The 12,976-nt window shown below is 63.3% G+C and carries 11 protein-coding genes and 1 riboswitch; of the genes, 3 read left to right on the top strand and 8 right to left on the bottom strand.

Features of this window, described 5'->3' with window-relative positions; genetic code table 11:
* Positions 1 to 76 precede the first annotated feature (76 nt).
* The 7 genes from F0M17_RS00230 to F0M17_RS00260 all read right to left on the bottom strand — a co-directional run bounded on the left by F0M17_RS00230 (position 77) and on the right by F0M17_RS00260 (position 7,902).
* Entirely contained in the window at positions 77 to 1,483 is a 1,407-nt protein-coding gene (locus F0M17_RS00230; protein WP_149596079.1) for a sugar porter family MFS transporter, read from the bottom strand.
* 216 nt (positions 1,484 to 1,699) lie between these two features.
* Positions 1,700 to 2,983: a uracil-xanthine permease family protein gene (locus tag F0M17_RS00235; protein WP_149596080.1), complete on the bottom strand. Its 1,284-nt coding sequence runs from the start codon at positions 2,981 to 2,983 to the stop codon at positions 1,700 to 1,702.
* 26 nt (positions 2,984 to 3,009) lie between these two features.
* A complete protein-coding gene (thiD, locus tag F0M17_RS00240) occupies positions 3,010 to 4,434 on the bottom strand; it encodes a bifunctional hydroxymethylpyrimidine kinase/phosphomethylpyrimidine kinase (RefSeq protein ID WP_149596081.1) in 1,425 nt (474 codons plus the stop codon).
* Positions 4,431 to 5,072, bottom strand: coding sequence for a thiamine phosphate synthase (thiE, locus tag F0M17_RS00245; RefSeq protein WP_149596082.1), 642 nt, complete (start codon positions 5,070 to 5,072; stop codon positions 4,431 to 4,433). Before thiE ends, thiD begins: the two co-directional genes overlap by 4 nt.
* Entirely contained in the window at positions 5,065 to 5,859 is a 795-nt protein-coding gene (thiM, locus tag F0M17_RS00250; protein WP_149596083.1) for a hydroxyethylthiazole kinase, read from the bottom strand. The genes thiE and thiM overlap by 8 nt, the downstream gene beginning before the upstream one ends.
* Positions 5,849 to 5,943, bottom strand: a riboswitch (TPP riboswitch). (Overlaps the previous gene by 11 nt.)
* Positions 5,944 to 5,977: 34 nt before the next feature.
* The gene (locus F0M17_RS00255) at positions 5,978 to 6,346 is read right to left on the bottom strand and encodes a GntR family transcriptional regulator (RefSeq protein WP_038992686.1); all 369 of its coding nucleotides are present in this window, start codon (positions 6,344 to 6,346) and stop codon (positions 5,978 to 5,980) included.
* On the bottom strand, positions 6,343 to 7,902 hold the full coding sequence (locus F0M17_RS00260; RefSeq protein WP_210416675.1) for a hypothetical protein: 1,560 nt from the start codon (positions 7,900 to 7,902) through the stop codon (positions 6,343 to 6,345). Before F0M17_RS00260 ends, F0M17_RS00255 begins: the two co-directional genes overlap by 4 nt.
* Positions 7,903 to 7,961: 59 nt before the next feature.
* On the opposite strand from F0M17_RS00260, the gene F0M17_RS00265 reads away from it, so the two are divergent.
* Both F0M17_RS00265 and F0M17_RS00270 read left to right on the top strand, forming a co-directional pair.
* Positions 7,962 to 9,395 (top strand): aldehyde dehydrogenase family protein, encoded by a 1,434-nt coding sequence (locus F0M17_RS00265; protein ID WP_141357948.1) that lies wholly within the window; start codon positions 7,962 to 7,964, stop codon positions 9,393 to 9,395.
* 79 nt (positions 9,396 to 9,474) lie between these two features.
* Positions 9,475 to 10,923: an amino acid permease gene (locus tag F0M17_RS00270; RefSeq protein WP_149596085.1), complete on the top strand. Its 1,449-nt coding sequence runs from the start codon at positions 9,475 to 9,477 to the stop codon at positions 10,921 to 10,923.
* Here F0M17_RS00270 and pgm read toward each other — a convergent pair.
* Positions 10,920 to 12,518 carry a phosphoglucomutase (alpha-D-glucose-1,6-bisphosphate-dependent) gene (gene pgm / locus F0M17_RS00275; RefSeq protein WP_141357950.1) on the bottom strand — a complete coding sequence of 533 codons (1,599 nt, stop codon included), beginning with the start codon at positions 12,516 to 12,518 and terminating at the stop codon, positions 10,920 to 10,922. The genes F0M17_RS00270 and pgm overlap by 4 nt on opposite strands.
* A gap of 56 nt (positions 12,519 to 12,574) precedes the next feature.
* Between pgm and F0M17_RS00280 the strand changes: the two genes are divergently transcribed.
* Entirely contained in the window at positions 12,575 to 12,913 is a 339-nt protein-coding gene (locus F0M17_RS00280; RefSeq protein ID WP_066142647.1) for a DUF4190 domain-containing protein, read from the top strand.
* Positions 12,914 to 12,976 lie beyond the last annotated feature (63 nt).

Consider the following 12,976-nt stretch of genomic DNA (forward strand, 5'->3'; position numbering starts at 1 on the left):
ATGCAAAGGAGGCAAGAACCCGGTTTGGGTTCTCGCCTCCTGGTGCGCGACGCGCACGGTTCACCGCCAGGGATGCCTAGAGGGTCATCTCCTCCAGCTGGCGCCCCTTGGTTTCCTTGACCAGGAAGATCACGAAGATCAGCGACAGCAGCGCGAAGCCCGCGTAGATTCCGTAGGCCAGTGCCAGGCCAGCCTCGGCCAGCGCGGGGAAGGTGGTTGAGACCGCGAAGTTGGCGATCCACTGCGCCGCGGCTGCCACGCCCAGGGCCATGGCGCGGATCGAGTTCGGGAAGATCTCGCCGAGCAAGACCCATACGGCCGGACCCCAGGTGGCGCCGAAGCCGACGACGAACAGGTTCGCCGAGACCAGGGCGATAATGCCCCAGCTGCCCGGCAGCGACACGGCGCCGTCGATGGTGACCGACTGGGCGAAGGCCACCGCCATCATGCCCAGCGACAAGGTCATGATGGCCGAGCCGATGGCGAGCAGCAGCTTGCGTCCCAGCACGTCGATCAGCAGCACCGCCACGATTGTTGCCATCACGTTGGTCACCGAGGTGATCAGCGAAATCGTGAAGGAGTCCGATTCGGCAAAGCCGACGGACTTCCACAGCGTGGTGGAGTAGTAGAAGATCACGTTGATGCCGACGAACTGCTGGAAGACCGAGAGCAGGATGCCGACCCACACCAGCGGGTGGAAGCCGAAGCGTCCCAGCAGGTCCTTGAAAGCCTGGCGCCGCTCGATGTGCACGGTGGCGCGGATCTCCTCGATCTTCTTCTCGGTATCGGCTCCGGCCTTCATGCCCATATCGCGGGTCAGCACGGCAGCTGCCTCGACATAGCGGCCGCGCTCGACCAGATAGCGCGGGGATTCCGGAAGCCGCAGTGAGAGCAGGCCGTAGAGCGCCGCTGGAACCAGCAGCGACAGGTACATCCAGCGCCAGGCGGCCAAGCCGAATAGGCCGACGGCATCTGCCGAGCCCATCACGAAGACCAGCAGCGCGCTGACCAGGAAGGCCACGAAGATGCCCAGCACGATGGCCATCTGCTGCATGGTGCCAAGGCGTCCGCGGTGCGCGGCGGGGGAGACCTCGGCGATGTAGGCAGGGGCGATCACCGAGGCGAAGCCCACGCCGATGCCGCCGACGATGCGCCAGATGATCAGGTCGGCCACGCCGAAGCACAGGCCGCAGCCGAGGGCCGATGCGGCCAGCAGGATGGAGGCGATGAGCATGGTGCGCACGCGTCCCACGCGTTCGGAGACCAGGCCGGCCACCCATGCTCCCAGTGCCGCGCCGAGCAGGGCGCAGGAAACGGTGAAGCCGATGGTTACCGCGTTGAGCCCGAATTCGTGCTCGACGGCGTCCACGGTGCCGTTGACGATCGATGAGTCATATCCGAAAACGAACCCGCCCAAGGCCGCCCCGAGGGCGATGAAGATGAGTCGCGCGGAGAGTTTTCCGTCTGGTGTTGTCGCAGTCACAATGTGCCATGCTATCGGATTCGAGCGCCGCAGAATCCAGATTTTCCGAATTTTCTTGGGAGATCAATCACAATTTGGAAGGATTCCTTACTTTAACGATTTGCGTGGCCTAAACAACCGTTTTGCTTCACGCCTGACCAGCCCGGAAATTCCCGTACAAAAAGGCAGGCCGGCAGTGCGCTAACGCGCACTGCCGGCCTGCCGAAATATTTCTTGCTAGATTTCCGCGCTCTTCTGCGCGTCGGCCAAGTCGTTGCCGCGCAGCTTGGCCACGGCACTCATCAGGTGGAAGACCACCAGCGTGGCGATCGAGCCCAGGGCGATGCCGCCGAGCTGGAACTGGCCGAAAGCGATTTCGCTGGTCACCGCGATCGCGATGATCAGGCCGGTGCCGGCGGTCATCAGGTTGATCGGATTGCCGAAGTCCACCTTGGCCTCGATCCACAGGCGCGCGCCGACGATGCCGATCATGCCGTAGAGCACGATGCCCAGGCCGCCGATCACGCCCACCGGAATGGTGCCGATCAAGGCGCCGAACTTCGGCAGGAAGGCCAGGGACATGGCCACGATCGCGGCGATCCAGTAGGCGGCGGTGGAGTACACGCGCGAGGCGGCCATGACGCCGATGTTCTCGGCGTAGGTGGTGGTCGCCGAGCCGCCGCCGAAGCCGGCGAGCACGCTGGCGGCGCCATCAGCCATCAGCGCCCGTCCGTTGAACGCCGACAGGTCGCGGCCGGTCATCACGCCCACGGTGCGCACATGGCCGATATTCTCGGCGATCAGCACGAAGACCGCAGGCAGGAACATCAGCGCGGTATCGAAATGGAAGGTCGGGGTGTGGAACTCGGGCAGGCCGAACCATGCGGCGTCGCCCACCTTGGAGAAGTCCACCTGGCCCTGGGCCAGCGCCACCAGGTAGCCGCAGACCAAGCCGACAAGGATCGAGAGCCGGCCCAGCAGGCCCTTGAAGGCCACCGTGGCCACCACGGTGAAGATCACCGTGAGGAAGGTGGTCAGCGGGAAGTCCTTCATCGGGGCCAGGGTGGCGCTGGCCAGGTTCAGGCCGATCAGCGCAACAATGGTGCCCATGACCACCGGCGGCATCAGCGCGTGGATCCAGCCGGTGCCGGTCTTCTGCACGATCAGACCGACGATGAACAGCAGCACGCCGGTCATCACGATGCCGCCCAGGGCGCCGGACATGCTGTGCGACCCGGTGGTCGCGACCACCGGGGCGATCAGGGCAAAGGAGGAACCCAGGTAGCTGGGCACCTTGTTCCTGGTCATCAGCAGGAAGATGATGGTGGCCAAGCCGGTGAACAGCAAGGTGGTGGTCACCGGGAATCCGGTCAGCGTCGGAACCAGGATGGTGGCGCCGAACATCGCCAGGATGTGCTGGGCGCCGATGGAAACGGTCTGCGGCCAATGCAGCCGCTCATCCGGGGCAACTACCTCGCCTTCGGTGATGGTCTTGCCGTTGCCGTGGATGCTCCAACTCATGATTCCTCTTCCCGGCCCTGCGGGTTTCAGGCCGTAGAGAATTCTACTCGGTTCTCGTGGGCCTGCGCGAAGAACGCCAGCTCGTGCTCGCTGGAACGCAGGAACGCCTGGCGCATTTTCTCGCGCAGCGCCGGGTCGGCCAGCGTCCACGCGGTGCGCACCATCTCGATCGCCTGGGCGGTGGCCTCGTCGAATTCCGGGGAGGAATAGGTCTCCAGCCAGTCGCCGTAGGGGTGCCCGGCATGGTTGGCCGCCGCCAGCCGCTTGCCGATGTCCTGGTAGAGCCAGTAGCACGGCAGGATTGCGGCGATCAGCTCCGCATAGCTGCCGGTGCAGGAGGACAGGTGGTTCACGTAGTTCAGCGTGGTCGCCGAAGGGTTCGCCAGCCCTTCCACCAGGTGGCTGCGGTGCAGCTGCAGCTCGCCCTCGAGGATCTGCCCGGCGCCCTTGGCCCAGAAGCGCTGCGCATCCAGGTCCGGGGCCAGCGCGCTGGCCTGCGCCAGCACCTGGGCGTAGCGCTGCAGGTACAGGGCGTCCTGGGCCAGGTAGTACTCGAACTTCTCGCGTTCCAGGCTGCCGTCGGCCAGCTGCATGATGAACGCCAGCTCGTCGATGCCCGCACGCAGGTCCGCGATGTCCTCCCACCAGCCGTTCATCGGATCAGCGCCGGCGAAGAACCCGGCGAAGTGGTTGACCGGGCCGTGCCCGCTACCCACCTGCAGCTGGTCGGCCGCCGCAATTGCCGCCGACAGATACGCCTTGGACTGCTCCAACGCGGCGGTCCAGTCTCCGGTGGCCGCGAAGCGGGTGGCCAGGGCGCTGGAGAGGGTGCAGCCGGTGCCGTGGGTGTTCTTGGTGGCATGGCGCGCACCGTGCAGCTCGCAGAGCACCCCGTCCGCTGCTACCAGCGCGTCGGGGCAGTCCGCCCCGGCCAGATGCCCGCCCTTGGCCAGCACCAGGGCCTCGTGCTTGGCCGCCAGGCGCTGGGCCTGGCGCAGCACCTCGTCCCATGATGCGGCTACCGGCTCGCGCAGCAGGCTGGCCAGTTCCAGCAGGTTCGGGGTGATCACCGTGGCCCGGTCCAGCAGCGAATCGAGCGCCGCTTCGCCATCGAGCAGGCGGTCTCCGCTGGTGGCCACCATGACCGGGTCCAGGACTACCGGAGCATCCACGGTGTCCAGCCAGCCGGTGACTGCGCGGATCACCTCGGCGTTGGCGAGCATCCCGATCTTGATTGCATCGATGCGGATATCCGCGCTGATGGCTTCAAGCTGGGCGAGGACGAAATCGCCGCTGATCGCCTGCACCCCGGACACCCCATGGGTGTTCTGCGCGGTCAAGGCGGTGATCACGCACATTCCGTAGCCGCCGTTGGCGGCAATGGCCTTCAGATCCGCCTGGATTCCGGCGCCACCGGAAGGATCGGATCCTGCAATGGACAAGATGTTCATTTGGCGGCCTCCCATGCCGAAACGAGCTGCGCGCTGGCCTGCTGCGGATCCTCTGCATTGCAGATGGCGCGGACCACTGCCATGCCCGCTCCGCCGCCGGCACGGATGGCTGCCGCGTCCTCGTGGGTAATGGCGCCGATTGCCACGCAGGGCAGCGAGGCCAACGTCGTGGCACGCGCAAAGCCGTCGAGGCCCAGGGGAGTGGGATGGTCCTTCTTCGTCGGGGTGGCGCGGACGGCCCCCACACCGAGATAGTCGATGACCGCGGCGTCCTTGTTCGCCTGGGACAGTTGCTCATCGCTGGAAGCGCTCAGTCCGATGACGCCTTCGCCGATGATCTGCCGGGCCAACTGCACCGGCACATCCTTCTGCCCGATATGGATGCCGTTCACGGCTGCACCGGCAGCCCGCGCCGCGAGGTAGACGTCGATGCGGTCATTGATCAGCAACTGGGCCTTGCCCTCGGTGAGCTTGGCGGCCGCGCAGGCCAGCTCGAAGAATTCCCGGGCGGTTTCATCCTTGGCGCGCAGCTGGATCCACTGGATTCCTCCGGCGACGGCGCTTTCGATCACTTCCAGGGTGCTGCGCGGGGTGCAGCTGGCAGTATTGGCTACTAGGTAGGCTCCGTAATCATGCATGGTTCAGTTCCTCGTGCTTCAAAGTCTTAAGTTCTTCTGGATCGGTTGCGGACAGCGCATCAATGAATGCGACGGCGAAGCTGCCCGGACCTGTGCTGTTCTCCAGGGCCTTTTCGGCGGCCAGCCCGTAGAAGCCGTGGGCCGCGATGGCGGCCTCGAACGGGTCATTGTGGACCGCAATCATGCCGGCGCAGAACGCGCCCAACGCGCAGCCGCCGCCGGTGATCCGCGTCAAGCCGATGCCGTTGGTGTGCACCAGGACTGTCCGCGCGGCATCGATGATGGCATCGGACTGGCCGGAAATGGCCACCACGCAGTCATGCTGCTGGGCCAGCTCGCGTCCAGCCGCCAAGGCGGCAGAGACGTCATCCAAGGCATCGACACCGCGTGAAACCGATTGCCGTCCGGCCAGGGCCAGGATTTCCGAGGCGTTGCCGCGAATCAGGGCCGGGCGTTGCCTGGCAATGCGCCGCGCGAAATCCGTGCGCACCGGCAGGGCGCCGACCGCTACCGGATCAAGGATCCACGGGGTGCCTGCTGCGCTCGCCGATTGCACGGCTTCTTCCATGGCGGCCAGCTGCTCGGTGCTTGGAGTTCCCAGATTCACCAAGACGGCGGAAGCCGCCTTTGCGAAGGGGCCGGCCTCTCCGGGCAGATCCGTCATGGCCGGGGACGCGCCGGATGCCAGCAGGACATTGGCGGTGAAATTTGCTACGACGGTGTTGGTCAGGCAGAAAACCAAAGGTGATTGTTGCCGGTATTCTTGGGCAACTGCATGCAAAGCCATGCGACATCCCTCCGCTAGCGTGAACTAGATCAGGTTCAACGGGTCTCATCTCAGTCGGTTGTTCCGACACCCCGTGTCACTGCCATAGAGCGTACGCACAAGCGGTTCCGAGGACAAGTTACTTACGCTCGCGCCGCGCCACCAAGGCCTTGAGCGTGGCCGCATCGACCTGCTGGGCGGCTGCCAGCGCCCAGAGGTGATCCACCGCGGCCAGCAGGTCTTCGCTGGCATCCACCGGCCGAAGCCGTTCGTTGACCACTGTGCCGGCCCGCCGCCGGGAGGTGATCAGACCTTCGGCTTCCAGTTCCTTGTAGGCGCGCGCTACCGTTCCGGCAGCAACGCCGAGGTCGGTGGCCAGTGCGCGCACGGTGGGCAGCTTGCTGCCTGCGGGCAATTCTCCCAGGGTGATCAGCGAGGCGATCTGCAAGCGGATCTGCTCGTAGGGTGCAGTGGCCGCCGCGAGGTCGACACTGATTTGTGTGCTCATGATGCTGCTGTCGGCTGCTGTGCACGCACCATCGCGGTACCAGGACGCTCCAGGAAAATCACCGCTGGGACAACGAAGACCAGAAGTGCAAACAGCCCCAGGCCCGCCGGGAATCCGTAGCCAATCAGCAGCATGGCAAGCACAGCGCTGGTGGCAACGCGCATCGAACGCAGCTCCAGAACCCGGCGATACCAGATTTCCTCGGCTGGCGAGACTGCCCAGGGAATAATTGCCCGGCGGGAGAACCAGGTGAAGCCCATATGCGCCGCCGCAAGCAGCAGCAACAGCCCGATGACTAGTCCCCGGTTCGGAGGAGCGAACCCCCAAAGCGTCTCCAGCGGTGGATCCAATAGCAGGTAAGCGCAGATGGCAACCAGCAAGCCAGCGGCGATGTAGGACCACAAGGGCAGGGGTGCATGATGCTTTGGTGCTGCACTCGCCTGCCGAGCCACCCTGCTGGCGTAGCCCAGATACAGCGTATTGAGCACGATGTAGAGCAATGCCGCACCGGCAAAGAGCACCAGGATCCACGTAGTTCGTTCATTGGTCGGCATCCGGAATTCCTCATCCACGGGCAGGAATGACCAGCCGATGGCAACGGCGAGCAATGCAAGGGTAGCCGTGGTGTATTGCAATGCGAAGAGCTGATCTCGCAAGCGCGAGAAGGCGGTCCGTTCCCTGGTGGTGGAGTGAGCCGAGAATGTGGTGCGCGGACCCCAGAAGAACAGCGTAAGAGCCACCGCAAGGGCGCCATAGTTCAATAACTCGTACGGTCCACCGGTTGAATAGCCTTGCGAGTAATTGGCCACCGATACGCAAAATGCCAGCAGCACGATACCGGTATTGCGCAGCAACCGGTTGAGCCATACCGTGCGCAAGGCCTGGTTGTCTTCGGCGGTGATGCCGGCCAAGGGGCGCCGGTTCAGGATCACTGCTGCAATCACCCCGGCGGCCACGACGATACCTGCCAGAGCCACGATGAAGACCGGGAGCATTTGGTTTCCGGGCAGCAGGCCATCGGTTGGGCCCGCAGAGGTGTAGGAGTAGCTGCCATCAGAATCGAACATAGTGGTTTCCGACTCTGGGATGCCAACGCTCCCTTCGACGCGGGAAGCAGGCCACAGCAATCCCACCGCGGTCAGCAGCAACAGCGCGACGAAAATCCCCAGGGACTTCGGGAACGGCGTCGCCAGGGTGCGCGCCTCCAGTGAGGCGGTGCGCACCGGCTGGAGTTCCTTGGGCCAGGTGAACAAGCCAATGAGGTAAACGAGAAGAATCCAGATTCCCGGCGAGAGAGCTGCAGCGAAAACCGAACTCGAATCGGTCCCGTTCATGGGAATGCGCCACGTCTGAGGCAGATCCCACGAAGTCGAAGCGAAGAATGCGATCAATGCGCACCAGAATGAGTGCGACTGGGCGCGGACGATAGCCGGTGCCTCACGCCGATGCGCCACGGAGCGCAACCACAGGTATATGACTGCGCCAACGAAAGCGATGGATATGGCGCTCGCCGGGATCTGGCTCATGGCCATTAATGTATCAACTATTTGATACATATTGAATCCCTTCGCGAATTAATCAGTGAATATCCGCCTCGTTGCCGTACGCTCAAAACATGGGTCTGTTTACTTCCACGCCGTTGCCCGAACCGGTCGGCGATTCCGCACCTCCGGTGGACGAGCATCCATCGCGCATTGCAACAGTTCTGAGCCATTTGCGGCGTTCTGCTGACACCCGGATCACGCATCCGCGACGCTTCCGCCTGCAGCAGCTCAAGGCCCTGGAAAAGATGCTCGACGAGCATCTGGAAGACTTCGTCCAGGCCCTGGCTGAAGACCTGGGCAAGAGCGCCACCGAGGCCAAGTTCTCCGAGATCGACGTGGTGCGCGCAGAAATAGATTTCGCCCAACGCCACCTCGCTGAATGGATGGATTCCACCAGCGTCAAAGTTCCGCTGGCCCTGCAGCCGGCCATGGCCAAGGTTGAGCCGCGTCCGCTGGGCGTCGTGCTGATTATCGGCGCCTGGAACTACCCGGTCCAGCTGGTACTCGCACCGCTGGTCGCGGCCATTGCCGCCGGCAACGCCGCGGTGATCAAGCCATCCGAGCTGGCTCCGGCCACCTCGGGCGTCTTGGCCAAGTTCCTCCCGGTCTACCTGGATGAACGTGTTTATGCGGTCGTTGAGGGAGGAGTGGACACATCCACCGAGCTGCTTGCCGCCCGCTGGGACCATATCTTCTACACCGGCGGTGAACGCGTGGCCAAGATCGTGGCTGCCGCGGCGGCAAAGCACCTGACGCCAACCACTTTGGAATTGGGCGGAAAATCGCCGGCCGTGGTGGAAAACGATTCGCTGGCTTCGGCAAAGCGCCTCGCCTATGCCAAGTTCATGAATTCCGGTCAGACCTGCGTGGCCCCGGATTATGTCTTGAGCATTGGGGACTCCACTGAGCTCATCCAGCGTCTGGGCCAGGCCATCACCAGCTTCTACGGCAAGGAGCCGTTGACCCACCCGGACTACGGCCGCATCGTCAGCCGCAAGCACTTCGACCGGCTGTTGTCGATGTTCGAGCAGGGCGAGGTGGTTTTCGGGGGCGAATATGACGAGGAAACACTGCGCATCGCACCGAGCATCATGCGCAATCCAGATCTTGAAGGAAGCTTGATGACCGAGGAGATATTCGGTCCAATTCTTCCAGTGATCGAGGTGGAAAGCTTCGAGGAGGCCCTCGAATTCATCGCCCGGAGGCCGTCTCCGCTGGCTGCCTACCTGATGAGCGAAAGCCCGCGGCTGCAGTCGATCTTCTCCGACCGGGTGCGCGCCGGCTCAATCGTGCATAATGCCCCGCTGGTCCAGATGGTCGTTCCAACCCTGCCTTTTGGCGGCATCGGACCGAGCGGGATGGGGGCCTACCATGGCAGGCACGGATTCGAGCGGCTTTCGCAGATGCGCTCTGAACTCAACAAAACGACGGTAGTTGACACCCTGAGCGCAATATATCCTCCGTATTCATGGGCTAAGCGAAAGATTATTGATCGCTTACTGTAGCGCGGTTCATAGCGTTGTGGCTTGTCAGGGTGCTTGGATTGATAGGTTGGAAATTTTCAAGCATCAGGAGATGTAACGCATGACTGAGCCCGCACCGTCCCAAGACGGTCTGAAGCGTGGCCTCAAAGCTCGCCATATGCAGATGATTGCCATTGGCGGCTCGATTGGTACCGGACTTTTCGTCGCTTCCGGCGGCACCATTGCGCAAGCAGGACCCGGTGGTTCGCTGGTGGCTTATGCGCTGATTGGCCTGATGGTGCTGCTCCTGATGCAGTCACTGGGGGAAATGAGCGCCCGCCTTCCGGTCGCCGGGTCCTTCCAAACCTACGCAACGGTCTTCGTGAACCGCCACTTTGGCTTCGCGATCGGCTGGAACTACTGGTTCAACTGGGCAATCACCGTGGCTGCCGAACTGGTAGCCGCCGGGATCATCATGTCCTATTGGTTCCCGGATACTCCGGGATGGATCTGGGCTGCCGTCTTCCTGGCGCTGCTCACCGGCCTGAACGCGTTGTCCGCCAAGGCCTTTGGCGAGGGCGAGTACTGGCTGGCCGCGATCAAGGTCATCACCGTAGTGGTCTTCTTGATCTGCGGTGTCGCAATGATCTTCGGCATCCTGGGCGACTCCACGCCAGGTTTCAGCAACTGGACCCAGGGCGAGGCGCCATTCGTTGGCGGCTGGCTGTCGATCGTCTCGGTGTTCATGATTGCCGGCTTCTCCTTCCAGGGCACGGAGCTGATCGGCGTGGCCGCCGGAGAGGCAGAGAACCCCAAGCGCGATATCCCGCGGGCCATCAAGGCGATCTTCTGGCGGATCATGCTGTTCTACATCGGCGCGATCTTCGTGATTGGCATGCTGATCCCGTACCTGGATCCTTCGCTGCTCTCCTCCGAGGCATCGGATATCACCACCTCGCCATTCACCCTCGTCTTCGAGCGGGCAGGCGTGGCCTTCGCCGCGGCCTTGATGAATGCGGTGATCCTCTCGGCCATCCTCTCGGCGGGCAACTCCGGCCTATATGCCTCTGCGCGCATGCTTTATTCGATGGCGCTGGACGGCAAGGCGCCAAAGATCTTCGCCCGCTTGAACAAGCGCGGCGTGCCCATGCCGGCCATGCTGATGACCGCATCGGTGGGCCTCTTCGGCTTCCTGACCGCGATCATCGGGCAGGGTTCGGCCTATACCTGGCTGCTGAACGTCTCGGGCCTGTCCGGGTTCATCGCGTGGGTGGGCATCGCGGTGTGCCACTACAAGTTCCGCAAGGCATACATTGCCAGCGGACAGGATCTGGCGAAGCTCCCGTACAAGGCGCCGCTGTTCCCGCTGGGTCCGATCCTTGCCTTCGTGATCCTGATCGTGGTGATCGCCGGCCAGAACTACCAGGCCATCCTGGATGGAAACCTGCTGCAGATGGCTTCCAGCTACATCGGCCTGCCGATCTTCCTGCTGCTGTGGCTGGGCCACTGGCTGGCTACCCGCAAGCAGCCAGCCGTGGAAATCGACCCATGGACCGCGAAGCTGAATTAGCCAGCTAGCGCGGCATCGACAATCACCCGGGCCTCTGCCAGCACCTGCTGCAGATGTTCGGGTGATTTTGTCGATTCTGCATAGATCTTGTAGATGTCTTCGGTGCCCGACGGGCGCGCGGCAAACCATGCGTGCTCGCTGGAAACCTTCAGACCGCCAATCGGGAAGCCGGCCGCTTGCGTGGCCTTGGCGGTAATCGGATCCGAAGCCAGTTCGGTGGCGGTGACCATCGAGGGATCCAGCTTGCCCAGGATGGCCTTCTGCTCGCGGTTTGCCGGCGCATCGAAGCGGTCGTAGAAGCTGGGACCATGGCGCTCGACCAGCTCGGCATGCAGCTGGCTGGGGCTCTTGCCAGTTACCGCGCGGATCTCGCTGGCCAGCAGGGCCAGCATCAGGCCGTCCTTGTCGGTGCTGAACGCCTTGCCCGAGAAGTCCAGGAAGCTTGCCCCAGCCGATTCCTCGCCGCAGAAGGCGACCCTGCCCGAAGCCAGCGGCTCAACGAAGTACTTGAAGCCCACCGGAACCTCGCGCAGCACCCGGCCGTGGGAGGCCACCACCTTGTCGATAAGCACCGAGGAGACCAGCGTCTTGCCGATCTGGGCATCGGCGGGCCACTGCGGGCGGTGGGTGAGCAGGTAGTCGATGGCCACGGCCAGGAAGTGGTTCGGGTTCATCAGGCCCGCATCAGGGGTGACAATGCCGTGGCGGTCGGCGTCGGCATCGTTGCCGGTCGCGATGTCGTACTTCTCGCGGTTGGCCACCAGCGAGGCCATGGCATGGGCGGAAGAGCAATCCATGCGGATCTTCCCGTCCTTGTCCAGGGTCATGAAGCCGAAGCGCGGATCCACGGACTCGTTGACCACTTCGAGGTTCAGGTTATAGCGCCGGGCGATCTCGCCCCAGTAGTGCACCGACGCGCCGCCCAGCGGATCTGCGCCAATGGAAATTCCGGAATCCGCGATGGCCTTGAAATCGATCACTTCCGCCAAATCGGCGATGTACAGTTCGCGGAAGTCGAATGGCTGGGCATTGGGCTCGCCGCGCTTGATCTGCCCGCTGGCCAGCAGCTCGTTGGCCCGTGCGGCGATGGGCCCGGTGATTTCGGATTCGGCCGGTCCGCCATGCGGCGGGTTGTACTTGATGCCGCCGTCGGTCGGCGGGTTATGCGAGGGCGTGATGATCAGGCCATCGGCCTGCTCGCCGCCGCTGGCGTTATGCACCAGAATTGCGTGGCTGACCGCTGGAGTGGGAGTCAGCCCGTCATCGGCCAGCACTCTGACGCCGTTGCCTGCCAGCACTTCCAGCGCGGTGCCGTATGCCGGCTCGGAGAGCGCATGGCTGTCCTTGCCCACGTACATTGGCCCAGTGATGCCCGCGCTGTTGCGGTAATCGACCACGGCCTGGGTGATCGCGGCGATATGCGCTTCATTGAAGGTGGTGTTCAGCGAGCTTCCGCGGTGTCCCGAGGTGCCGAAGATGACTGCCTGGTCGGGGTTGGTGCTGGATGGAACCAGGGTGCTGTAGGCATCGAGCACCTCCTGCAGATTGATCAGGTCCGATTCTTGGGCTGGCTGGCCAGCTCGGAGGTGTGCCACAGATTGCCTTTCAGATTGATGCGCTTATCGCGGTTTCGTAGAAGAATGGTAGTCAAATGAGCTACTACCAGTATCCGCAGAACCCCTACCAACGACCGCCAGAATCCGCCGGCCTCTCGACGGCTTCCTTGGTGCTCGGCATCTTGTCGTTGCTGGGCTTCTCTGTCATTATCCTTGTTCCGCTGGCCGGAGTCATTACCGGACACCTGGCCTACCGGCGCGAACCTGCTTCCCGGGGCTTGTGCCTGGCCGGGCTGATCACCTCATGGATCGGATTAGCCCTAGCCATACTCGGATATGCGCTGGCCATCTGGTTCTTCTGGGCGATGTCCACCGGATTCGGCTACGGCTCGTATTACGACGACGTGATCTTCTCCCTCGGGTTCCTCCACTAGTTCCAGGGCATGAAAAAGCGGTTGGCTCATATCTGAACCAACCGCTTTCTCCATGCCCGAATG

It is taken from the genome of Glutamicibacter sp. ZJUTW, from assembly GCF_008370855.1.
In the GTDB taxonomy this organism is placed as follows: domain Bacteria; phylum Actinomycetota; class Actinomycetes; order Actinomycetales; family Micrococcaceae; genus Glutamicibacter; species Glutamicibacter nicotianae.